The sequence below is a fragment of the Blastococcus sp. LR1 genome, assembly GCF_020166105.1.
Classification (GTDB): Bacteria; Actinomycetota; Actinomycetes; order Mycobacteriales; family Geodermatophilaceae; genus Blastococcus.
The window spans coordinates 533269-556827 of record NZ_JAIUJY010000001.1 but is presented as its reverse complement, the minus strand read 5'-3'; the positions used below and the strand labels follow the sequence as shown (position 1 = coordinate 556827).

At 72.4% G+C, this 23559-nt stretch carries 19 protein-coding genes and 1 tRNA gene; 15 read left to right on the top strand and 5 right to left on the bottom strand.

The features are described from left to right. Positions 1-80 precede the first annotated feature (80 nt). Positions 81-1031 carry a helix-turn-helix domain-containing protein gene (locus LBW97_RS02710; RefSeq protein ID WP_224497865.1) on the top strand — a complete coding sequence of 317 codons (951 nt, stop codon included), beginning with the start codon at positions 81-83 and terminating at the stop codon, positions 1029-1031. A gap of 25 nt (positions 1032-1056) precedes the next feature. Then, the gene (locus tag LBW97_RS02705; RefSeq protein ID WP_224497864.1) at positions 1057-2460 is read left to right on the top strand and encodes an amidase; all 1404 of its coding nucleotides are present in this window, start codon (positions 1057-1059) and stop codon (positions 2458-2460) included. Positions 2461-2470: 10 nt separating this feature from the next. On the opposite strand, the gene LBW97_RS02700 is transcribed toward LBW97_RS02705, so the two are convergent. Next, complete coding sequence (locus tag LBW97_RS02700) at positions 2471-3961, bottom strand: aldehyde dehydrogenase family protein (RefSeq protein WP_224497863.1); 1491 nt, start codon at positions 3959-3961, stop codon at positions 2471-2473. A gap of 160 nt (positions 3962-4121) precedes the next feature. Here LBW97_RS02700 and LBW97_RS02695 point away from each other — a divergent pair, with 160 nt between their 5' ends. The 8 genes from LBW97_RS02695 (at position 4122) to ppdK (ending at position 15088) form a co-directional block, all read left to right on the top strand. After that, positions 4122-4949, top strand: coding sequence for an IclR family transcriptional regulator (locus LBW97_RS02695; protein ID WP_224497862.1), 828 nt, complete (start codon positions 4122-4124; stop codon positions 4947-4949). Between the two features lie 187 nt (positions 4950-5136). Next, positions 5137-6192: an ABC transporter permease gene (locus LBW97_RS02690; protein ID WP_224497861.1), complete on the top strand. Its 1056-nt coding sequence runs from the start codon at positions 5137-5139 to the stop codon at positions 6190-6192. A 114-nt stretch (positions 6193-6306) separates the two neighbouring features. Continuing rightward, the gene (locus LBW97_RS02685; protein WP_224497860.1) at positions 6307-7398 is read left to right on the top strand and encodes a sugar ABC transporter substrate-binding protein; all 1092 of its coding nucleotides are present in this window, start codon (positions 6307-6309) and stop codon (positions 7396-7398) included. Beyond that, positions 7398-8930, top strand: a complete 1533-nt coding sequence (locus LBW97_RS02680; RefSeq protein ID WP_224497859.1) for a sugar ABC transporter ATP-binding protein — start codon at positions 7398-7400, stop codon at positions 8928-8930. The genes LBW97_RS02685 and LBW97_RS02680 overlap by 1 nt, the downstream gene beginning before the upstream one ends. 121 nt (positions 8931-9051) lie before the next feature. Continuing rightward, positions 9052-10503, top strand: a complete 1452-nt coding sequence (locus tag LBW97_RS02675; protein ID WP_224497858.1) for an aldehyde dehydrogenase — start codon at positions 9052-9054, stop codon at positions 10501-10503. A 118-nt stretch (positions 10504-10621) separates the two neighbouring features. After that, positions 10622-11764, top strand: coding sequence for a tRNA dihydrouridine synthase DusB (gene dusB, locus LBW97_RS02670; protein ID WP_224497857.1), 1143 nt, complete (start codon positions 10622-10624; stop codon positions 11762-11764). 4 nt (positions 11765-11768) lie between these two features. Then, positions 11769-12215 carry a hypothetical protein gene (locus LBW97_RS02665; protein ID WP_224497856.1) on the top strand — a complete coding sequence of 149 codons (447 nt, stop codon included), beginning with the start codon at positions 11769-11771 and terminating at the stop codon, positions 12213-12215. Between the two features lie 173 nt (positions 12216-12388). After that, the gene (ppdK, locus tag LBW97_RS02660; RefSeq protein ID WP_224497855.1) at positions 12389-15088 is read left to right on the top strand and encodes a pyruvate, phosphate dikinase; all 2700 of its coding nucleotides are present in this window, start codon (positions 12389-12391) and stop codon (positions 15086-15088) included. Positions 15089-15107: 19 nt separating this feature from the next. Here the strand turns inward: ppdK and LBW97_RS02655 are convergent, their stop codons facing one another. The 3 genes from LBW97_RS02655 to LBW97_RS02645 all read right to left on the bottom strand — a co-directional run bounded on the left by LBW97_RS02655 (position 15108) and on the right by LBW97_RS02645 (position 19299). Further along, entirely contained in the window at positions 15108-16463 is a 1356-nt protein-coding gene (locus LBW97_RS02655) for a cytochrome P450 (protein ID WP_224498234.1), read from the bottom strand. Positions 16464-16615: 152 nt separating this feature from the next. Further along, positions 16616-18832 carry a catalase/peroxidase HPI gene (gene katG, locus LBW97_RS02650; protein WP_224497854.1) on the bottom strand — a complete coding sequence of 739 codons (2217 nt, stop codon included), beginning with the start codon at positions 18830-18832 and terminating at the stop codon, positions 16616-16618. Beyond that, complete coding sequence (locus LBW97_RS02645) at positions 18829-19299, bottom strand: Fur family transcriptional regulator (protein WP_224497853.1); 471 nt, start codon at positions 19297-19299, stop codon at positions 18829-18831. The genes katG and LBW97_RS02645 overlap by 4 nt, the downstream gene beginning before the upstream one ends. Before the next feature lie 110 nt (positions 19300-19409). Here LBW97_RS02645 and LBW97_RS02640 point away from each other — a divergent pair, with 110 nt between their 5' ends. From LBW97_RS02640 to LBW97_RS02625, 4 genes are read left to right on the top strand one after another with little or no spacing between them, the layout of a single operon-like run. Then, on the top strand, positions 19410-20033 hold the full coding sequence (locus tag LBW97_RS02640; RefSeq protein ID WP_224497852.1) for a YdcF family protein: 624 nt from the start codon (positions 19410-19412) through the stop codon (positions 20031-20033). Positions 20034-20044: 11 nt separating this feature from the next. After that, on the top strand, positions 20045-20557 hold the full coding sequence (locus LBW97_RS02635; RefSeq protein WP_224497851.1) for a hypothetical protein: 513 nt from the start codon (positions 20045-20047) through the stop codon (positions 20555-20557). Beyond that, complete coding sequence (gene dnaG / locus LBW97_RS02630; protein WP_224497850.1) at positions 20557-22440, top strand: DNA primase; 1884 nt, start codon at positions 20557-20559, stop codon at positions 22438-22440. Before LBW97_RS02635 ends, dnaG begins: the two co-directional genes overlap by 1 nt. Continuing rightward, entirely contained in the window at positions 22437-22985 is a 549-nt protein-coding gene (locus tag LBW97_RS02625; RefSeq protein ID WP_224497849.1) for a hypothetical protein, read from the top strand. Before dnaG ends, LBW97_RS02625 begins: the two co-directional genes overlap by 4 nt. 3 nt (positions 22986-22988) lie before the next feature. On the opposite strand, the gene LBW97_RS02620 is transcribed toward LBW97_RS02625, so the two are convergent. Beyond that, positions 22989-23198: a hypothetical protein gene (locus LBW97_RS02620; RefSeq protein ID WP_104527797.1), complete on the bottom strand. Its 210-nt coding sequence runs from the start codon at positions 23196-23198 to the stop codon at positions 22989-22991. A gap of 139 nt (positions 23199-23337) precedes the next feature. On the opposite strand from LBW97_RS02620, the gene LBW97_RS02615 reads away from it, so the two are divergent. Next, positions 23338-23410 (top strand) — tRNA-Asn (locus tag LBW97_RS02615). Positions 23411-23559: the final 149 nt, after the last annotated feature.

Below are 23559 nucleotides of genomic sequence, written 5' to 3'. Positions count from 1 at the left end.
CGGCCGGCGGTCCGCTGGGTACCGTGTGCCGGTTCACACCGGTCCCGGTCCCGGCGGACCGCAGGCTCCTCGGAGGTCCCGTGCCCGCTGCCACCGTGCTGTCCTCGGTGTCCACGCTGGGCGTCGACCAGGAGGAGCGGCTCGCCTTCTGGGAGCGCTACAACGCCGAGGCCCTGGTGGGGCTCACCTGCCGGAGCTACGAGGCCGAGGGGCTGCTCGCCCGTCAGGTCAACGTGGGGCTCGGCGAGCTGCGCGTCGCGGACATCGCCGGGAACGCGCACGTCATCGAGCGGCCGCCGGGCCTGGTGCGGACCAGGCCCAAGGACGCCACCTTCGTGAGCGTGCTGCTCGAGGGATCGGGCTTCTTCTACTCCTCGGGCGGCTCCCTGGCGCTCGCCGCCGGCGACGTCGTGGTCTACCGGACCGACCGTCCCTACCTGTTCGGCTTCAGCGGGTCCATGCGGCAGCTGCTGGTCGACGTGCCGCACGGCCTGCTCGAGGAACGGGGCGTGGACGTCGGCGTTCCGCGGCCGATCTCGGGAGCCGGTCGGGGGGTGGCGGCCCGGCAGGCGAGCGCCCTCCGGGAGCTCCTCGTCGCAACCCTCGCCGGTTCACTGCCGGAAGGGGAGTCGGTGGCCGACCAGGTCCTGGACCTGGTCGGGGACATGACGACGGGGCGGGGCGGCACGGTGGACGCGGTCCGCGTCCGCACGGCCACCGCCTACATCGGCGACCACCTGGGCGACCCCGGGCTGTGCGCCGACGTCGTCGCCAGGGCGGTCGGCGTCTCTCCCCGGCACCTCAACCGATCCTTCGCCGCCGAAGGCACCACCGTCACCCAGTTCATCCAGGACCAGCGCCTGGAGCAGGCCCGCCGGGACCTGTCCCGGCCGTCGGCCGCGGCGGACCGCATCGTCGACGTCGCCGGCCGGTGGGGCTTCGTCTCGCAGGCGCACTTCGCCCGGCTCTTCCGCGAGGCCTACGGCTGCACGCCGACGCAGTACCGGGCCGGGCACCCACCACACCGCTGAGCACCGTCCCCTCCGAGGAGAACCGATGTCCGTCGCCAGTCCGTCGTCGTCCGACCCGCTCGAGTGGTCGATGGCCGAGGCGGGGGAGCGGCTCGCAGCGGGGGAGCTCTCGCCCGTCGAGCTCACCGAGGTCTACCTGGCGGCGATCGCCGAGCGTGACGACGACGTCAACGCCTACCTGACCGTCACGGCCGACCGGGCGCGCGCCGACGCCGTCCGGGCCGAGCAGGAGCTGCGTGCCGGTGAGCGCCGCGGGCCGTTGCACGGCGTTCCCGTCGCGCTCAAGGACCTCGTGGAGACGGCGGGGATCCGCACCACGGGCGGTTCGCGCATCCTGGCCGACAACGTGCCGGAGCGGGACGCCGTCCTCGCCCGGAACCTCCGCGCCGCGGGCACCGTGCTGCTCGGCAAGACCAGCACCCACGAGTACGCCTACGGCGGCACGAGCAACAATCCGCACTACGGGCCGACCCGCAATCCCTGGGACCGCGACCGCATCCCCGGCGGCTCCTCGGGCGGCAGCGCCGCCGCGGTGGTGAGCGGCACCGCGCCCGGCGCGGTGGGCACCGACACGTGCGGCAGCGTGCGGATCCCGGCGGCGCTGTGCGGGTGCGTGGGGCTCAAGCCGACCCGGGGGAGGGTGAGCCTCGACGGCGTCCTGGAGCTGGCGCCGAGCCTCGACCACGGCGGGCCGATCACCCGCTCGGTGCGCGACGCCGCCCTGCTGCTGGACGCGATGTCCGGGACGACGACGGCGGGGCCCGCGCCCGACGCCGGGTCGCCGGATCTGCGCGGCACCACGGTCGGGGTTCCGACGTCCTACTTCTTCGAGCTCGTCGACCCCGGGGTCCGTGCGGCCGTCCGCGCCTCGCTCGACCTGCTGGCCGACGCCGGCGCCACCGTGCGCGAGGTGGAGATCGGCGACCTGCGTCCGCTGGTCGCGGCGATCTTCCTGCGGGTCCGGGCCGAGGCGCAGGAGGTGCACCGGGCGAACTTCCCCTCGCGCCGGGCCGACTACGGAGCGGACCTGGCGGAGAACCTGTCCCGGCCCGCTCCCACCGCGGAGCAGCTCGAGGCGGCGGACGCGGTCATCGCCACCGGCGTGGCCTCGCTGCTCGCCGCCTTCGAGCAGGTGGACGTGCTGGCGACGCCGACCACTCCCGCGACCGCGCCGCTCATCGGGGCCGAGCGGGTCCTCGTCGCGGGGGAGGACCTGCACATCGAGGAGATGCTGACCGGGTTCACGTCGGTCTTCAACGCGGCCGGGGTGCCCGCGCTGACGGTGCCCTGCGGGCTCGTGGACGGCCTGCCGGCGGGGCTGCAGCTCGTCGGCCCCGGCGGCGCCGAGACGACGGTGCTGCGGGTGGGCGCGGCCTACGAGACGCTGCGGGGTCCGGCGTCCTGGCCGCGATCCGCCGCGACGCGCTGAGGCCGGAGCCTCAGAAGGGGAACGAGCGGTCCTGCTCGCGGGAGGTGATCCACTGCAGCTCGGAGAACTCCTCTGCCGCGAAGCCGAGCCCGAACCGGCCCCAGCCGCTGTCCTTGACCCCGCCGAAGGGCATGTGCGGCTCGTCGTTCACCGGCTGGTCGTTCACGTGGACGATGCCGGCGTCGAGCCGCGTCGCCAGGTCGATGCCGCGGTAGGTGTCGCCGGTGATGATCGACGCCGCGAGACCCAGGTCGGCCTCGTTCGCCCGCGCGATCGCCTCCTCGGCGGAGTCCACCGGGTCCAGCAGGACGACGGGTCCGAACGTCTCTCCCTGGGCGAGCTCGGCCTCGTCGGGCACGTCGACGAGCACGGTCGCCGGGTAGCACGGCGGCGCGGGGGTGCCTCCCGCGAGCACGCGGGCACCGAGCTCCACGGCCTCGTCCACCCGGCGCTGGAGCAGTGCCAGCGCCCACTCGTTGATCACCGGGCCGACCACGGTCCCGGGGTCCCGGGGGTCGCCGGTGGGCAGGGTCGCGACCTTGGCGGCGAACGCCTCGGCGAACCGGTCGAACAGGGGGCGCTCGACGTAGATCCGGCGCGCGCACATGCAGACCTGGCCCTGGTGGACGAAGGCGCCGTAGGCAGCTGCGTCCACGGCGTAGTCGACGTCGGCGTCGGCGAGCACGATCAGCGGGTTCTGGCCGCTCAGCTGCAGCACCGTCCGCTTCAGGTGCGAGCCGGCCTTCTCCGCCAGCCGCCGTCCGGTGGGGGTCGAGCCGGTGAAGTTGAGCCGCCGGACGGAGCGGTGGGCGAGCATCGCGTCGGCGATGACGCCGGCCTCCCCGGGCGCGTGCGTGACGACGTTGAGGGCGCCGTCGGGCAGCCCGGCCTCCTGCAGGATCTCGGCCCAGAGCGCCCCGCCGGTGTACGGCGACTCCTCCGAGGGCTTGAGGACGACGGTGTTGCCGAGGGAGAGCGGGCCGATGACGGCCCGGCCGGCGAGCACGAGGGAGGAGTTCCACGGGGCGATGGCGGCGACCACGCCGACCGGCCGGCGGATCGCCATCGCCCGGGTGCCGGGCACGTCGGAGGGGATCAGCTGACCGGCGGGCTGGTATCCCTGCGCGGCCGCCTGGCGCAGCAGCGCCGTCGCGAAGTCGACCTGGATCCGCCCGAAGTGCACACCGCAGCCGGTCTCCAGGGCGAGGGCGAGCAGGATCTCCTCCCGGCGGCCCTCGACGACGTCGGCGGCACGGAGGAAGATCCGCTGCCGCTGCGACGGCGTCATGGCCGCCCAGCCCGGGAAGGCGTCCTGCGCGGCGTCGATCGCGCGACGGGTGTCCTCGCCGTCGCCGGCCGCGACGTTGCCCAGCACCTCGCCCGACCACGGTGAGTGGTTCGGGTACCAGCGGGCCGACTCGGCCTCGACCCACGCGCCGCCGATGAAGTGGGTGACGTCGCGCTTGTGCCAGACGTCCCCGGCGCGCTCCGAGCGACTCATCGAACCCATCTCCCTGCTGCTTCTGCCGATCGCCGGTGTCGACGTCGATCGCGCGGAACCGGTGGGTTCCCTGCGGTACGCAGGGAACCCTCATCGTGGCACCGGCCCCGGTCAACGCGCCGTTCGGCTGAACGGAACGCCTGGTCGCTATTCTGACCCGGTGAGCAGCCCGCCGACCACCCCCACCACCACGAAGGCGGACTTCTCCGTCTCGCTCGAGCGCGGGCTGAGCATCCTGTCCGCCTTCAGCGGCAACCGTCCCGTCCTCGGGATCGCGGACCTCGCCCGGGCGGTCGGGCTCACCAAGAGCACCACCCACCGGTACATCGCGACGCTGGTCAAGCTCGACTACGTCCAGCAGGACCCGGACACGAAGAAGTACTACCTCGGGCCGCGGGTGGTGGACCTCGGGTTCGCCGCCATCGACTCCATGGAGCTGACCCGGGTCGCCGCACCCTCGCTGCAGTCACTGGCCGACGAGACCGGCTACACCGTGAGCATGGCCCTCTGCGACGGCCCGGAGATCGTCTACATCGACCGCCGGCGCAGCGGCCGGCGTCGGACGCCGATGGCCATGGATCTCAACGTGCACATCGGATCCCGGCTGCCCGCGTACTGCACCTCCCTGGGCAAGGCGATGCTCGCGTTCAAGGACCCGGCCACGCTGCGGGAGATCCTCGACCGGACCGACATGGCCCGCCGTGGCCCGAACACCCTGACCAACCGGGAGCAGCTCATGGCGGCCCTGGCCAAGGTGCGCTCCACGGGCGTGGCGGTGAACAACGAGGAGCTCGCGCCGGGCCTGCGCTCGTTCGCGGCACCCGTGCGGGACCGGACCGGCGCGGTCGTGGCCGCGGTCAACATCGCGGTGCACCTCAGCGTGGCGTCGTCCTCGGCCGACGCGCTCGCCGGCCGGCTGGAGCCCGCGCTGCGCCGGACGACGGCCGAGATCTCCCGTCGGCTGGGGCATCGACCCGCCGCTGTCTGACATGTGTTCGAGCCAGTGATTTGGCGTCCCGACCAGTCGAACACGTTGTTGCCGCCGGTGTGACTGCCCTCATACGGTTCGTCCGCTTCGCGTGATCGGGCCCACCCGCCCCTGCCTGCGCGCGGCGAACAGAACTCGACGACGCGGTCCGACCAGCTCGGCCGTGCGATTGGTCAGGAGCACCCAGGTGACGAGCAGTACCACCGACGCGCCGAGCAAGGACGTCGATCCCGCTCCGGGGAGCACCACCACCAGCGGCGGCGGCCCCCTCGCCGTCCTCAAGCGGGCGTTCGGCATGGAGGCCGCGAGCGTCCTCGTCGCCACCGTCGCGCTGATCCTGGTGATCGGCGCCATCCATCCCGACTTCCTCGACCCGCGTCAGCTGCGCGACGTCCTGCAGCAGTCGGTCTACGTGGCCGTCCTCGCCGCCGGTGTCGCCTTCCTGCTGGCCATGCGCGAGATCGACCTCTCGGTCGGCGCGATGTTCGGGCTCACCCTGATCTGCTCGGCGATGCTGATGCGCGACGGCTGGAACCCCTGGATCGCTGTCCTCGCCGGCATCGTGCTCGGCGCCCTGCTCGGCCTCGCGAACGCCGTCATCGTGCAGGTCTTCAAGATCCCCGCGATCGTCGCGACGCTCGCCACCCTCTCGATGTTCCGCGGCCTCTCGCTGGCGCTGAGCAACGGCCAGCAGGTCGTCGGACTGCCGCTGGACCACGCCTTCTTCGAGATCTTCGGCGGCCGGGTCCTCGGCATCCCGGTGAGCGTGATCGTCCTGGTCGTACTGGCCGTCGTGCTCACCTTCGTCCTGCGCACCACGCCCTTCGGGTACCGCGTCCGCTCCATCGGCTCCAACCCCGACGCCGCCGCCTTCTCCGGCATCTCGGTCGCCAAGGTGCGGATCCAGGCGCTCATGCTCATGGGCGGCCTCGCCGGCCTCGCCGGCATGCTCGGCCTGGCCTACTTCGGCTCCGGTGACCCGAACATCGGCAGCGGCTTCGAACTGCTCGCCATCGCCGCCGCCGTCATCGGCGGAACCGCCCTGCGCGGCGGCAGCGCGACGGTCGTCGGCGCCATGCTCGGCGCGATCCTGCTCAGCGTCGTCACCAGCGGGCTCGTCTACTTCGACATCCCGGTGAACTGGAGCTCGTTCGCCACCGGCGCGGTCATCCTCATCGCGGTGGGCATCGACAGCCTCCTGCGGCGCCGGCGCGAGGCGCGCGCCTCCGCGGCCGGTCTCTGAACCCCGGCCACAGCCCGGACTGCTCCACCCGCACTGCTCCACCCCGCACCACGGCCCGCCGGTCCCCGGCGACGCCGCTCCTCGCCCTACCCGCCTCCAGAGAGAGAAGGACCCATGCGTTCCCTGTCCAACGCCGCACCGTCGCGGCGTCGCAAGGCGGTCGCCGCGCTCGCGATCACGTCCACGCTGGCACTGACGGCGGCCTGCGGCTCGGACGGCGGTGACTCCGGTTCGGGTGGCTCGGCCGAGGAGGTCGACCTGTCGTTCGTCTACGCCACCTCCACCATCAACGCGATGCAGGAGATGGCCCTCGGCGCCAAGGCCGCGGCCGGGGAGCGCGAGGGGATCAACTACAGCGAGTCGGCCCCCGCCGGGATCAACGGCCCGCAGCAGGTGCAGATGTTCCAGTCGGCGATGCAGACCTCCAAGGACGGCATCCTCTTCGAGACGCTGACCCCCGACCTGTTCACCCGCCCGCTCACGCAGGCCACCGACAGCGACATCCCGATCGTCTCGATCGACACCGCCCCGCCGGAGGGCAGCGGCGTCGAGTTCTTCGTCGGCAACAGCAACGAGAACGTCGGCCGCATCCTGGCCGAGGAGCTCATCAAGCAGCTGCCGGAGGGTGAGGGCGGCAAGGTCGTCCTGGGCAACGCCATCCCGGGTCTGCCGACCATCGAGGAGCGCCTCGCCGGCATGAAGGAGCTGCTCGAGACCGAGCGCCCCGACCTCGAGGTCGTCGGCCCGCTGGCCACGGCGAACGAGCCGACCGAGAACTTCAACGCCTGGAACAACCTGCTCAAGGCCCACCCCGACGCCGTGGCCTACCTCGGTGCCGGCGCGCAGGACTCCGTCTCGCTGGCCCGTCTGCACGAGAGCACCAACGCCACCTGGCTCGCCGGCGCCTGCGACCTCGACCCGGCCGCGCTCGAGGGCCTGAAGAACGGGCACCTGTTCGCCATCTCCTCGCCCGAGCACTGGCTCAAGGGCTACATCGGCCTGCGTCTGCTCGCCCTGAACGCCCAGGAGGGCGAGGAGCTCCCCACCGGCTGGTGGAACCCGGGTGAGCTGCTGGTGACCGCCGACAACGTCGACGAGATCATCGCCCGGCAGAAGGACGAGGACTCGCGCGCGGCCTGGTTCAAGGACGTCGCCGAAGAGCAGTTCGCCAACATCGACGACTACCTCAGCGACCTGGAGAACTGATGTTCGCCCTCGAGGCGCAGCACGTGCGCAAGACCTACGGCGGAGTCACCGCACTGGCCGACGCAGGGCTCCGGGTCCGCCCGGGCTCCGTCCACGCCCTGCTCGGTGAGAACGGTGCGGGCAAGTCGACGCTGGTGAAGATCATCACCGGCGCGGTGCGCCCCGATGCCGGCGTGCTGCGCCTCGAGGGAACCGACGTCGCCTTCTCCGACACGGCCGACGCCGCCAGGCACGGCGTCGCCGTCGTCTCCCAGGAGTTGAGTCTCTTCCCGGACCTCGACGTCCTGAGCAACATGTTCCCGATGCGGGAGCCCACACGGGGCCCGTTCGTGAACCGCACCCGCATGGCCGAGCTGGCCCGGCCGATCCTGGACCAGCTCGGTCTGCGCGTCTCGCTGCGCGACAAGGTCGGCGAGCTGTCGCTGGCCCAGCGGCAGCTGCTCGAGGTCGGCAAGGCGCTGGTCACCGACCCGCGCGTGCTGATCCTCGACGAGCCGACGTCGGCGCTGGACTCGAAGACCGCGGCGGTCCTGCTGGACATCCTCCGCGTGCTCCGCGACCGCAACGTCGCCGTCGTCTTCGTCTCGCACATCCTCGAAGAGGTCATGGCGCTGTGCGACGAGGTCACCGTCCTCCGCGACGGCCGGACCGTGCTCGACGCCGCACCGCTGGCCGGGCTCACGATCCCGAAGATCGTCGAGTCGATGCTGGGGGAGCGGCACGCGCAGCTCGCCGAGGTGCGGCCCGAGGCCACGGTCGACCTGACCGGCGCGATCGCCGCTCCCTCGGGCAGCGGCGTCCTCCGCGTCGAGGGCGTCTCGGTGGAGGACCGGCTGACCGATGTGTCCGTGACGGCGGCTCCCGGTGAGGTCGTCGGCCTGGCCGGCGTCGCCGGCGCCGGGCACCAGACGGTCCTCGAGCTGGCCGCCGGCCTGCGCCAGCCCACCGCCGGCGCGGTCCTGCTGCCCGACGGCGAGCCCGCGCCCAAGGGACTGCGCGCCGCCATCGCCCGCGGCGTCGCGCTGGTCACCGGTGACCGCCGGCGCCTGGGGCTGATGCTGGACAAGCCGATCTGGGACAACGCCGGGCAGGTCCGCTCGGTCGCCCTCGCCCGCGACGGCCTGCTGGTCCGCAAGCGGACGCTCCGCGCGCGGGCCGGCGAGCACGCCTCCCGGGTCAACCTGCGCACGTTCTCCCTGGAGAAGAGCGCGGGGCTGCTGTCCGGCGGCAACCAGCAGAAGGTCGTGCTGATGAAGTGGCTGCAGACGCACCCCTCGGTCCTGCTCCTCGACGACCCCACCCGCGGCGTCGACATCGGGGCCAAGGCCGAGATGCACGGTCTGGTCCGCTCGGTCGCCGAGGCCGGGGCAGTGGTCCTGATGTGCTCCACCGACCTCGACGAGCTCGCGACGCTCTGCGATCGCGTCTACGTCCTGCACCACGGCCGGGTCTGCGCCGAGCTGTCGGGGGAGACCCTGCGCCAGCACGAGATCCTCGCCGCGATGAACACCGGCACCGTTCCGGCCGCCTGACCCGCTCCACCGCGTCGGCACCGAGCTCCGGCGGACGATGGGTGTTCACCCCCGTCGTCCGCCGGTTGCCGTGCCGGCCCCCGAAACCACCCCAGTACCGATCCAGCTCCAGGAGTGACCCGTGTTCGAGACCAGCCTGCTCATCGGCAACGAGCCGTCGTCCGCCGCCGGCGGACGCACCTTCACCCGCGCCAACCCCGTCTCCGGCGAGGTCGTGACGGTCTCCCCGGCCGCCGGTGTCGAGGACGCGCTGCGGGCCGTCGAGTCGGCCGCCGCGGCGTTCGAGTCGTGGGCCGCCGCCACGCCCAGCACGCGGCGCATGCTGCTGCTCAAGGCCGCCGACCTGCTCGAGGCGAGCGCCGACCGCTTCATCGAGCGGATGGCCGCCGAGTGCGGCGCCACCGCCGGCTGGGGCCACTTCAACGTGCACCTCGCCGCGGGCATCCTGCGCGAGGCCGCCGGCCTCACCACCTCCGTGGGCGGTCAGGTCATCCCCTCCGACATCCCCGGCAGCCTGAGCATGGGCATCCGCCAGCCCGCCGGCGTGGTCATCGGCATGGCCCCGTGGAACGCGCCGGTGATCCTGTCGACCCGCGCGGTCGCCTTCCCGCTCGCCGCCGGCAACACCGTCGTCCTCAAGTGCTCGGAGCTCTCGCCGGCCACGCACATGCTGCTCGGCGAGGTGCTGGGCGAGGCCGGGTTCCCCGCGGGCGTCGTCAACGTCATCACCGTCGCCCCCGAGGACGCCGCCGACGTCACCGAGGCCATGGTTGCCCACCCCGCCGTCCGCCGGCTGAACTTCACCGGCTCCACGCGGGTGGGCCGGATCATCGGCGAGGTCTGCGCCCGGCACCTGGTGCCCGCGGTCCTCGAGCTCGGTGGCAAGAACCCGCTGCTGGTCCTCGACGACGCCGACATCGACGCCGCCGTCCAGGGCGCGACCTTCGGTGGCTTCGTGAACCAGGGCCACGTCTGCATGTCGACCGACAAGATCATCGTCGACGAGTCCATCGCCGACGAGTTCGTCGCGAAGCTCGTCGCCCGGGTGGAGGCGCTGCCCGTCGGCGACCCGCGCGAGGGGGACGTCGTCCTCGGCTCGGTCATCGGTCAGAGCACCGTCGACCACATCCAGCGCCTGGTGGACGACGCCGTCACCAAGGGCGCGAAGGTCCTCACCACCGGCAAGCCGAACGGCACGATCATGCCGGGCGTCGTGCTCGACCACGTGACCCCGGAGATGGAGATCTTCGCCGAGGAGATCTTCGGCCCCGCCGTCACGATCACCCGCGTGAGCAGCCAGGACGAGGCGATCGCCAAGGCCAACGACAGCGCCTACGGGCTCTCGGCGGCGGTGTTCACCAAGGACGCCGCCCGCGGCTTCCAGGTGGCCCGCCGCATCGAGTCCGGCATCTGCCACATCAACGCGCCCACGGTGCACGACGAGGCGCAGATGCCCTTCGGCGGCGTGAAGGACAGCGGCTACGGCCGGTTCGGGGGCCAGGCCGGCATCGACGCCTTCACCGAGCTGCGCTGGATCAGCATGCAGGTGGAGCCCCGCGTCTACCCGTTCTGATCCCTCCGCCCCGCTTCGAGTGTCGGGTTGCCGTCGTCACACGCCCATCGAGACGACAGCAACTCGACACTCGACCGGGCGAGGTGGGTGACGTGCGTCGCCGCCTACTCTGGGTGCTGTGAGCGTGACGTCCCTGCCTGCCCTCAAGCTGGGCACGCTCGTCGTCGACCCCGGGGTCGTGCTCGCGCCGATGGCCGGCATCACCAACCCGGCGTTCCGCACGCTGTGCCGCGAGTTCGGAGCCGGCCTGTACGTCTGCGAGATGATCACCACGCGGGCGCTGGTCGAGCGCAACCCGAAGACGCTGCGCATGATCCGCGCGACGACGGACGAGAAGGACGCCTTCTCCGTCCAGCTCTACGGCGTGGACCCGGGGACGGTCGGTCGCGCGGTCGAGATGCTCGTGGACGAGGGCGTCGCCGGCACCCGCCCGGCGCACATCGACCTGAACTTCGGCTGCCCCGTGCCCAAGGTGACCCGCAAGGGCGGCGGCTCCGCGCTGCCGTGGCACCGCGTGCTGCTGCGCAACATCGTCCGCGAGGCGGTCCGCGCGGCCGGGGACGTCCCGGTCACGATCAAGACCCGCATCGGCATCGACGCCGACCACGTCACCTACCTCGACGCCGGCCGGATCGCCCAGGACGAGGGCGCCGCCGCAATCACTCTGCACGGACGCACCGCCGACCAGCTCTACAGCGGCACGGCCGACTGGAGCCACATCGCCCGGCTGGTGGAGGCCGTCGACATCCCCGTCCTCGGCAACGGCGACATCTGGGAGGCCGACGACGCCCTGCGCATGGTCGCCGAGACCGGGTGCGCCGGCGTCGTCATCGGGCGCGGCTGCCTGGGCCGGCCGTGGCTGTTCGGCGACCTCGCGGCGGCGTTCGCCGGCCGCACCGAGCGGACGCTGCCGACCTTCCGCGAGGTGGCCGCGATCATGTACCGGCACGCCGAGCTGCTGACCGAGGAGCACGGCGAACCGCACGGCTGCAGCGACTTCCGCAAGCACGTGGCCTGGTACCTCAAGGGCTTCAGCGTCGGCGGCGACGTCCGCCGGGCGCTGGCCATGGTCAGCAGCCTGGACGAGCTGGCCGGACTGCTCGCCGGCATCCCGGACCAGCCGTACCCGACGGCGGTGCTCGGCGCGCCGCGCGGGCGCACCAGCCCGCCCCGCCCGGTGGCCCTGCCGGAAGGCTGGCTCGCCGACCGGGACGACCCCCGGCCCCCGGTCGGGGCCGAACTCGAGACGAGCGGCGGATGACCCGATGACGCAGGGACCCTTCCTCTACGACGACGACCCGGCGCCGCTGCACACCGGCACCCCGCGCAGCGGGAAGACGTGGATCGTCGCCGGCATCGTGGGCATCACGCTCCTGGCCGCCGCCATGGTCGGCTTCCTCTACCTGCTCAAGGGGTCCCCGGCCGAGCAGGCGACCCAGGCCGCCGAGGTGTTCGTCGCCTCGATCTCCGACGGCGACACCGAGACCGCGTACGCGATGCTCTGCCAGGACGAGCGCGACCGCCTGCAGCCCGACGAGGTCGTGGGCTCCTACCTCGACGCGGTCGACGGCGACGTCGGCCGGGTGCGCGACGACGCGAGCGAGGGCGCGGCCGTGCAGGTCGTCAGCGTGAGCGCGGACGACGGCGCGACGACCGAGCTTCGCGTCATGAACGAGGACGGCCCCCGCATCTGCGGCATCGCCGGGAACTGACCCGGAAGGGGCGTGGCCGAATAGCCACGCACCCTGCTCTGCGCCAAGATCACTGGCACCTGTCCGCCGGGAGCGACCGTTCCGCGGTCGGGAACGGGCGGGCAGACCTGGGGCCTCCGGTACGGCAGCATCTGGGCCCCATGGGGCCGGTTGTCGAGCGTGGAGGTACGGGGATGTCGGGCGATTCGTCGGCCAAGTGGGTCTATGACTTCAGCGAGGGCAACAAGGACCAGAAGGACCTGCTCGGCGGCAAGGGGGCCAACCTCGCCGAGATGACGAACCTGGGTCTGCCCGTGCCGCCCGGCTTCACCATCACCACCGACGCCTGCCGCTTCTACCTGGAGCAGGGCGGCACCCCGCCGGAGCTGGACGCCCAGGTCACCGAGCACCTCGTGGCCCTGGAGAAGGCCATGGGCAAGTCGCTGGGCGACCCGTCGGACCCGCTGCTGGTGTCGGTGCGCTCCGGCGCCGCGGCCTCCATGCCCGGGATGATGGAGACGGTCCTCAACGTCGGCCTCAACGACGAGTCGGTGCAGGGCCTCGCCGCCCAGTCCGGCAGCGAGCGCTTCGCGTGGGACTCCTACCGCCGGCTCATCCAGATGTTCGGCAAGACGGTGCTCGACATCGACGGGGAGCACTTCGACGACGCCCTCGACGCCGTGAAGAGCGAGCAGGGCACCGAGCTCGACCTCGACCTGGACGCCGCCCACCTCCAGGACGTCGTCGGCCGCTTCAAGGCCATCGTCAAGGAGCACACGGGCACCGACTTCCCGCAGGACCCCCGCGAGCAGATGGACCTGGCGATCAACGCCGTCTTCGACTCGTGGAACTCCGACCGGGCGATCATCTACCGCCGCCGCGAGCGGATCCCCAGCGACGCCGGCACCGCCGTGAACGTCTGCTCGATGGTGTTCGGCAACCTCGGCATGGACTCCGGCACCGGCGTCGCCTTCACCCGTGACCCGGGCAGCGGCGAGCAGGGCGTGTACGGCGACTACCTGCAGAACGCCCAGGGCGAGGACGTCGTCGCCGGCATCCGCAACACGGTGCCGCTGGTGGACCTGAAGTCGATCGACGAGCCCGCCTACGACGAGCTCATGGGCATCATGTCGCGCCTCGAGTCGCACTACCGCGACCTCTGCGACATCGAGTTCACCGTCGAGCGCAACAAGCTCTGGATGCTGCAGACCCGGGTCGGCAAGCGCACCGCGGGCGCGGCCTTCCGGATCGCCACGCAGCTGGTGGACGAGGGCCTCATCGACATGGACGAGGCCGTCCGCCGGGTCAGCGGTGACCAGCTCGCCCAGCTGATGTTCCCGCGCTTCGTCTCGGGTGGGGACGCCACGCAGCTGACCCAGGGCATGAACGCCTCACCCGGCGCCGCCGTCGGCCGCGCCGTCTTCTCCTCCGAGGAGGCGGTCAAGTGGGCCGACCGCGGGGAGAAGGTCGTGCTGGTCCGCCGGGAGACCAACCCCGACGACCTCTCCGGGATGATCGCCGCCGAGGGCGTGCTGACCAGCCGGGGCGGGAAGACGTCGCACGCCGCCGTGGTCGCCCGCGGCATGGGCAAGACGTGCGTCTGCGGCGCCGAGGAGCTGCAGGTCGACACGAAGGCGAAGAAGTTCACCGCCCCCGACGGCTCCGTGGTCGAGGAGGGCGACGTCATCTCCATCGACGGCTCCACCGGCAAGGTCTGGCTCGGCGAGGTGCCGGTCGAGCCCTCGGCGGTGGTGCGCTACTTCGAGGGCGAGATCGACCCGGCGTCCGACGACACCGACGACCTGGTGAAGTCGGTGCACCGGATCCTCACCCACGCCGACGACGTGCGGCGCCTGGACGTGCGCACCAACGCCGACACCCCCGAGGACTCCGCCCGCGCCCGGCGCTTCGGCGCCCAGGGGATCGGGCTGTGCCGGACCGAGCACATGTTCCTCGGCAGCGACCGCCGGAAGCTGGTCGAGAAGCTGATCCTGGCCGACGGCGAGGACGAGCGGCAGGCGGCTCTGGACGCTCTGGAGCCGCTGCAGAAGCAGGACTTCCTGGAGATCTTCGAGGAGATGGACGGCCTCCCGGTCACCGTCCGGCTGCTCGACCCGCCGCTGCACGAGTTCCTGCCCGACCTCACCGAGCTGTCGGTGCGGGTCGCGCTGGCCGAGGAGCGCGGGGAGCCCGACGAGGGCAACCTGCGGCTGCTCGCCGCCGTCCGCGGCATGCACGAGTCCAACCCGATGCTGGGCCTGCGCGGAGTGCGCCTCGGCCTCGTCGTGCCGGGCCTGTTCGACATGCAGGTGCGGGCGATCGCCGAGGCCGCGTGCGAGCGGAAGCAGGCCGGCGGCGACCCGCGGCCGGAGATCATGATCCCGCTGGTCGGTGCCGTGCAGGAGCTGGAGGCGATCCGCGAAGGCGCCGAGCGGGTGCTCCGCGAGGTGTGCCAGGAGTGCGGCATCGACGTCGCCCCGCTGATCGGCACGATGATCGAGGTGCCGCGGGCCGCCCTCACCGCCGGCGAGATCGCCGCGCACGCCGACTTCTTCTCCTTCGGCACCAACGACCTGACCCAGATGACCTGGGGCTTCTCCCGGGACGACGTGGAGGCGGCGTTCTTCCACCAGTACCTGGACAAGGGGATCTTCGGGATCTCGCCGTTCGAGGCGCTGGACCGCGACGGCGTCGGCCGGCTGGTGCAGATCGGGGTCGAGGCCGGTCGCGCCGCCCGGCCGGACCTGAAGCTCGGCGTCTGCGGAGAGCACGGCGGCGACCCGGAGTCGGTGCACTTCTTCCACGAGGTCGGTCTGGACTACGTCTCGTGCTCGCCGTTCCGGGTGCCGGTCGCGCGGCTCGAGGCCGGGCGGGCAGCACTCGCCGGGTCCTGAGGCGGGGCCGTCCCTGGGATCAGCCGGGGACGGCCGTCGAGCGCTCCCCGGACGGCGCGGACGCAGGGGAGCCGAGCGTGACCGGGAGCGACTCGTAGCCGCGCAGGATGATCGTGCCGCGCCGCCGTCCCGCGCCGGCGGGGCCGAGGTCGGGGAACCGCTGGAACAGCGCACGCAGGGCGACCTCGCCCTCCATGCGCGCGAGCGCGGCGCCGAGGCAGAAGTGGATGCCGCTGGAGAAGGCGACGTGGTCGCGGGCGTTGGCGCGGGTGACGTCGAAGGTGTGCGGGTCCTCGAACACCTTCGGGTCGCGGTTGGCCGCCGCGAGCCCGAGCAGCACCAGCTCGCCCTCGCGGAGGTCGACGCCGTGCACCGTGGTGTCCCGCTTGACCCGCCGTCCGGTCCGTTGCACAGGTGACTCCACCCGCAGCATCTCGTCGACGGCGTTGGGCCACAGCGACGGGTCGTCGACGAGCAACCGGCGCTGGTCGGGGGAGCCGAACAGCAGCGCGGTGCCGTTGCCGATCAGGTTGACGGTCGTCTCGAAGCCGGCGCCGAAGACCAGGGCGGCGGTGGCGACGAGCTCCTGCTCGCTGAGGCCGCTCCCGTCGTCGTCGGCCGCGACGACGAGCTGGGAGAGCAGGTCGTCGCCCGGTTCGTCGCGCAGCCGGCGGAGGTGTCCGGTGAACCACGAGTCGAGCTCGGCGAGGTTCCGCTCGACGCTGCGGTGAGTCGACCACGTCAGGCCCATGTCGAGGCTGGGGCTGGCGCCGTCGCCCCATGCCAGGAACTGCTCGCGCATCGACACCGGGACCCCGAGCATCTCCGAGATGACCGTGACCGGGAGCAGGCTGGCGTAGCGGGCGACCAGGTCCACCGGCTGCCCGCCTCCGGCGTCGCGCTCGAGGTCGTCGAGCAGCTCCTCGGCGATCTGCTCGGTGCGCTCGCGGAAGTGGGTGACGGCGCGGGCGCTGAAGGCGCGGCTGACCAGCCGGCGGTAGCGGGCGTGCTCCGGCGGGTCGACGGCGAGCATCGAGGGCGGGTCGATCGGACCGATGCTCGGCCGGGGCCCGGCCAGGCGCAACGCCGTCCGGAGCACCGGGGGGAGCCCCTGGGTGCGATCGCCGCCGATCACCCCGAAGTCGTCGCTGCGCAGGACCTCGGTGCAGACGTCGTGGTGGACGCTGACCCGGGCGAACGCGCCGCCGGCGAACGGGGCATCGGTGCGCAGGCGCTCGTAGTGCTGGTACGGGTCCTCCCGCACGGCCGGATCGCGCAGCACCTCGGCGTCGGGGTTGCCCCGTCGCGCCTGGGCGCCGATGGCCAACCGCATCGCACCGTGGGTCGCCGCCCACCGGACCGCACTGCGCACCATCACGGGACCAACCTCCTGGGATCGACTGACCAACTGCCTACCGGAAGTGCCCGGAACGCGCGCGGGGCGCCGACGGATGCTCCGTCGGCGCCCCGGTCGGGCGGTGCTCGTCCACCGGAGCCGGCCGGCTGCTGGCCGGCCCCGGTGCGCGATCAGTTGTGCAGGTCGTACCGGTCGAGCTCCATGACCTTGACCCACGCGGCGGCGAAGTCCTGGACGAACTTCTCCTTGGTGTCCTCGAACGAGTAGACCTCGACGAGGCCGCGCAGGATCGAGTTGGAGTTGAACACCAGGTCGACGGCGGTGGCCGTGCGGACGACGTTGCCGTCGGCGTCGAGACCCTCGTAGACGCCCTCGCTGTCGGCCGAGGTGCGCCACGAGACGCCCAGGTCGAGCAGGGTGCGGAAGAAGTCCTGCGACAGGACCCCGACGCGGTCGGTGAAGACGCCGTGCTTCGCGCCGCCGGTGTTGGCGCCGAGCACCCGCAGACCGCCGACGAGGACGGTCATCTCCTTCGGGGTGAGCTCGAGCATGTACGCCTTGTCGACCAGGAGGGTCTCCGGCTCCAGCTTGCTGCCCGGGGCGATCCAGTTGCGGAAGCCGTCGGCGCGCGTCTCGAGCCACTTGAAGTTGTCGACGTCGGTCTGCTCCTGCGAAGCATCCGTCCGGCCCGCGTGGAACGGCACGGTGACCTGCACGCCGGCGTCGGCCGCGGCCTTCTCGACCGCCGCGGTGCCGCCGAGGACGATCAGGTCGGCCAGCGAGACCTTCTTGCCGGTCTGCTCGAACTCGGCCTTCACGCGCTCCAGCACCGGCAGCACGTCGCGGACGCCCTCGTTGGCCGCCCAGTTGATCTGCGGCTCGAGGCGGATCCGCGCACCGTTGGCGCCACCGCGCTTGTCCGTGCCGCGGTAGGACGCGGCGGCGGACCAGGCGGTGTGCACCAGCTGGGAGACGGTCAGCCCGGAGGAGAGCAGCCGCTGCTTCAGGTCGGCGATCTCCGCCTCGCCCACGAGCTCGTGGTCGACGGCGGGGAGCGGGTCCTGCCAGATGAGGTCCTCGGCCGGGACGTCCGGGCCGATGTAGCGGGTCTTCGGGCCCATGTCGCGGTGCAGCAGCTTGAACCAGGCGCGGGCGTAGGCGTCGGCGAAGTACTCGGGGTCGTTGTGGAAGCGCTCCGAGATCTCGCGGAAGCCGGGGTCCACGGCCAGGGCCATGTCGGCGGTCGACATCATCGGGGGGTTCTTCTTGCCCTCGATGTGCGCGTCGGGGACGAGCTCCTGGGCCTCGGGGTTCTTCGGCTGCCACTGCTTGGCGCCGGCGGGGCTGAGGACCAGCTCCCACTCCAGGCTGAACAGCGTGTCGAAGTAGCTGTTGTCCCAGGTGGTGGGCGTGGGGGTCCAGGCGCCCTCGAGGCCGCTGGTGATGGTGTCGGCGCCCTTGCCGGTGCCGTTCTGGTTGATCCAGCCCAGGCCGTTGCCGTGGACCGGGCAGCCCTCGGGCTCCGGGCCGACCAGCTCGGGGTTGCCGGCGCCGTGGGTCTTGCCGAAGGTGTGGCCACCGGCGATGAGGGCGACGGTCTCCTCGTCGTTCATGCCCATGCGGCTGAACGTGACGCGGATGTCGTGGGCGGAGGCGAGCGGGTCGCCGTTGCCCTTCGGGCCCTCGGGGTTGACGTAGATCAGACCCATGGTGACGGCGGCGAGGTGACCCTCGTCGAGGTTCAGGTCGGCCTGGTCGGCGTAGCGCTCGTCGCCCAGCCAGGTGTCCTCGGGGCCCCAGAAGACCTCCTCGGGCTGCCAGGTGTCCTCGCGGCCGAAGGCGAAGCCGAAGGTCGGCAGGCCCATGTCGTCGTGCGCGACGTTGCCGGCGAGCACGAGCAGGTCGGCCCAGGAGAGCGCGCGGCCGTACTTCTGCTTGACCGGCAGGAGCAGGCGGCGGGCCTTGTCCAGGTTGGCGTTGTCCGGCCAGCTGTTCAGCGGGGCGAAGCGCTGGGCGCCCTGGCCGCCGCCGCCACGGCCGTCGGCGATCCGGTAGGTGCCGGCCGCGTGCCACGACATGCGGATGAAGAGCGGGCCGTAGTGGCCCCAGTCCGCCGGCCACCAGTCCTGCGAGGTGCGCATGACCTGGACGATGTCGCGCTTGACGGCCTCGACGTCGAGGGCGGAGACCGCGGCCCGGTAGTCGAAGTCGCCGAGGGGGTCGGAGTCCTTCGAGGGCTTGTTCAGCACATCGAGGTCGACCTGGTTCGGCCACCAGTCGCGGTTGCTCTGCGGCCGGCGGTTCGTCACCTGCGTCGGCGACGAGATCGCCGGGTTCTCGCTCTCGCTGGTGCTCTCGGTCTGGACCTTGTTGGTCTCGTCCTTCACGGGGTGCCTCTCTGTGCGGCGGATCGGTCGGGGTCGGGGGATGAGTGGGTGCGCGAGCAGGTCGGGCAGCGGCCCCAGTAGATGACCTCCGCCTCCTCGATGACGTAGCCGGCGTCGTCGCTGGCCGTCAGGCAGGGCGCGGAGCCGACGGCGCAGTCGACGTCGACGATGGCGCCGCACGACCGGCAGACGAGGTGGTGGTGGTTGTCGCCGACGCGCGCCTCGTAGCGGGCCACCGAGCCCTCGGGCTGGAAGCGCCGCACGAGCCCCGCGGCGGTGAGCGAGCCGAGCACGTTGTAGACCGCCTGGTGAGAGACCTCGCCCGAATCGCGGCGGACGACGTCGATCAGGGAGTCGGTGTCGGCGTGCGGGTGGGCGTGCACGGCGGCCAGCACGGCCAGCCGGGGGCGCGTCACGCGGAGTGCGGCGGCGCGCAGCATCGCTTCGAACTCAAGGCTGGTCGGCACGTGTGCAGCCTGCCGCATGACCTTGAATGGATCAAGACTGGGTGGTCGGGCCCGGTCGACCTCGTCCCCGGAGGACTCGTCCCGTCGGCTCCGCGTGGTACCCATGACGGATGCTGCTGTGGAGGCTGACGACGCGGGTGGTGGGGGCGGTCGTCCTCGCCGCCGTGCTGCTCGTCGTCTCCACGGCGCTGGGCATCTGGTGGACCGCCCGGCAGGACTCGCGCCCGCAGTCCGATGCGATCGTCGTCCTGGGGTCCGCGCAGTACAACGGCGTCCCGTCCTCGATCTTCGAGGCCCGGCTCGAGCACGCGCGCGACCTGTACGAGGCGGGCGTCGCGCCGGTCATCGTGACCGTCGGCGGCAAGGCCGACGGGGACCAGTTCGCCGAGGCCGAGGCCGGTCGCGACTACCTGGCGCAGGCGGGCGTGCCGGCCGAGGCGCTGCTGGCGGTCCCCGAGGGCGTGGACACGCTGGAGAGCATGCGGGCCGTCGGCTCGGCGTTCACCGAGCGCGGCTGGTCGCGCGCGGTCGTGGTGACCGACCCGTGGCACGCGATGCGGGCGGTGCGCATGGCGGAGGACGCCGGCATGGAGGCCGAGAGCTCGCCGACGCGCCAGGGTCCGGCCGTGCAGACCCGCGACACCCAGTTCCGCTACATCCTGCGGGAGACTGCTGCCTACCTGCTCTACCGCGTGACCGGTGAGAGCGTCGCCGGGGCACCCGGCATCGGCTGAGGAAGGACACAGTGCTCGAACTGGGCAAGGCCGGCTCGCTCGGCGTCGACAAGCACGACGTGCCGGTCGTGCGCGACGGCGCGGTCGTGGCCACGCTGCACGGCAAGCGCAGCAAGCAGCCGGGAACCGCCACCATCGGGGCGCAGACCTGGCTGCTGGAGCAGTCGTCGAAGGAGCTCACCGCGCGGCTGCCCGGGGAGCCGGAGCACGCCGCCCGGCTGCGGGCGTCCCGGGTCTCGATGTGGAAGGGCACCTGGACGGCGGAGCTCGAGGGCACCCCGGTCCAGGTGCAGACGGCGTCGCACTGGACGAGCACCCACCGGTACCTCATCGGCGAACGGGTCATCGCCGAGACCGGCAGCACCGGTGGCTGGGCGCCGCGCGCGACGCTGACCGCGGAGCCGGACCTGCCGCTGCACCACCAGGTGTTCCTCCTCTGGCTCGAGTCGACGCTGCGTGGCTCGGCCGACGGCACCGCGGCCGTGTTCGGCGACGGCGACGGCGGCGGGGGAGGTGGCGACTGATGGCCGGGCGAGGGCGCATCCGGGCCGCCGACATCGCGCTGGTCCGCGAGCGCAGCAAGATCGACGAGATCGTCGGCGAGCACCTGCAGCTGAAGCGCGCGGGCGGCGGCAGCCTCAAGGGGCTGTGCCCGTTCCATGACGAGAAGTCGCCGTCGTTCCAGGTGACGCCGACGAGGAACCTCTTCCATTGTTTCGGTTGTGGGGTAGGCGGCGACGTCATCTCCTTCGTCCAGCAGATCGACCACCTGTCGTTCTCCGAAGCCGTCGAGCTGCTGGCCAACCGGGCGAACATCGAGCTCAAGTACGAGGACGACGGCGGCCGCCCGACGGCGGGCCCGGACCGCGCCTCGGTGGGCCAGCGCGCCCGGCTGGTCGCGGCCAACGCCGCGGCCGCCGCCTTCTACACCGAGCAGCTGACCACCCCCGAGGCGGCGCCGGCCCGGCAGTTCCTGGCCGACCGCGCCTTCGACCGGCAGGCGGCCCTGGACTTCGGCTGCGGCTACGCGCCCGCCGGCTGGGACGCGCTCACCCGCCACCTGCGCGCCAAGGGGTTCACCCAGGCGGAGCTGGTCACCGGCGGCCTGGCCAAGGAGTCCTCCCGCGGCACGCTGATCGACCGCTTCCACCGCCGGCTGCTGTGGCCGATCCGCGACATCACCGGCGACGTGATCGGCTTCGGTGCGCGCAAGCTGATGGACGACGACCCGGGCCCGAAGTACCTGAACACCCCGGAGACGCCGCTCTACAAGAAGAGCTCGGTGCTCTACGGCATCGACCGGGCCAAGCGCGACATCGCCAAGCGGCACCAGGCCGTCGTCGTCGAGGGCTACACCGACGTGATGGCCTGCCACCTGGCCGGCGTCACCACGGCGGTCGCCTCCTGCGGCACGGCGTTCGGCGTCGAGCACATCGGCGTGCTGCGCCGGCTGCTCATGGACCAGGACGAGTTCCGCGGCGAGGTGGTCTACACCTTCGACGGCGACGCGGCCGGTCAGGCGGCGGCGATGAAGACCTTCGCCGAGGACCAGCGCTTCGTCGGGCAGACCTTCGTCGCCGTCGAGCCGAACGGCAACGACCCGTGCGAGCTGCGCCAGGAGCACGGCGACGCCGCCGTCCGCGACCTCGTCGCCCGCCGCACCCCGCTGATCGCCTTCGTGCTGAAGACGACGCTGGCCGGCTACGACCTGGACACCGTCGAGGGCCGGGTCGCCGCGCTGGAGAAGACCGTGCCGCTGGTCGCGCAGATCAAGGACCACGCCCTGCGCCCGGCGTACGCCCGCCAGCTGGCCGGGATGATCGGCAACGTCGACGAGTCCGAGGTGCTCGAGCGGATGCGCCGGCTGAGCAACGACGGGGGAGGGGCGCCCTCCCGGGGACGCCCGCGCACCCCCCAGCGGACGCCGGACGACGCCGCCCTCGCCGTGGAGCGGGAGGCGGTCAAGGCGGCACTGCAGGTCCCGGAGTACGCGGGCCCGGAGTTCGACGCCGTTCCGCCGACCGCCTACACCGACGCCGACTACGCCGCCGTCGCTGCGGCCGTGGCAGGTGCCGGCGGAGCCGCGGCGGCGACCGTCACGGGCCCGGCCTGGCTGGACGAGGTGGCCGAGCACTGCGAGCGGGAGAGCGCCCGGGCGATGCTGACCGCGCTCGCTGTCGAGCCGCTGCGCTCGGTGGGGAACGCCGACGCCGGATACGTCGCCGCCGTGGTGGCGCGGTTGCAGGAGATGGCCACCGTCCGCGAGATCACCGCGCTGAAGGGCAAGCTCCAGCGGATGAACCCGGTCGAGGCCGCAGACGAGTACATGAAGGCGTTCAAGCAGCTCATGGATCTGGAGCAGCTGGCGATCTCGCTCCGCAAGCGCGCGATCGGCGGGCTGGGATGAGCCTGCTGGAGTCGCTGCGCCGGCGGTTCGCCGGGCCGCCCGAGCCGGTGCGGGCGGCCCTCGCGGACCCGGAGGAGCGGGTGCTGGCCTGGGGGCCGATCGTCCGTGACGGCGGCTGGCTGGTCGCCACCTCGAAGGGACTGCGCACGGTGGGTGGGACCGGTGCCCTGCTGCCCTGGCACCTGGTCGGGTCGGCGAGGTGGGCGGGCACGAACGACGGCGGCGGCAGCTTCACGGTCATCGCGCTGACCGAGGTGGAGCCCGGCGTGCAGGCTCGTGAGCCCGCCGTCCGCCACGTGCTGAGCGACGCCGGGGACCTGCCGGTCGTGGTGCGCAAGCGGGTGGACCAGACCGTGCTGACCAGCCGCCGCGTGCCGCTGCCCGGTCGGGGCGGGGTGCTGCTGGTCGCCCGGCGGGTGCCCGGCCAGGCCGAGCGGGAGTGGACCGTCGTCTTCGACGAGGACGCCGACCGGCACGACCCAGAGGCGCGCGAGGCGGCGCGGCAGAAGCTCAGCGAGGCGCTGGCCGCCGAGCAGCCGATCTGAGGATCAGCGCGGGGGCTCGCCGCCCATGCGCGCCTTGAGCGCGGAGACGGCGTCGTCGGCGCGGGCCTGCGCCATGCCCGCCAGGCTCTGCAGGCGCGGGTCGTCCTTCGCCTGCTCCCAGCCGCGGCGGATCTGCTCGTAGCGCTCGTGCCCGGCCCGGGCCCCGAGCACGTAGCCAGCACCGAATCCGGCGAGGAACGACAGCTTGGCCATGGGGGTCCTCCAGGGTGGACGTGCGGTGAACGGCGATCACGCTACCTGTGGCGCACAACGCTTCGTCACCGGTGAGCCCTGCGCAGAGGGCCTCGGCGTCTGAGGTAGTCTTCTCAGGCCAGCGGGTCAGGCCCGCTGATCCCCCGTAGCTCAATTGGCAGAGCATGCGACTGTTAATCGCAGGGTTACTGGTTCGAGTCCAGTCGGGGGAGCCTAAGCGCAGGTCGAAGGCCTGGGTACGAACACGCGCAGCCCGCAACCCATGAAAAACCCCTGATTCAGCCGTTGTGGCTCACCGGGGATGTTGTCCCGGCCTTTGGGGATGAGGCAGCCTGCCGAAGCAGTGCAACCCGCCGCCTGG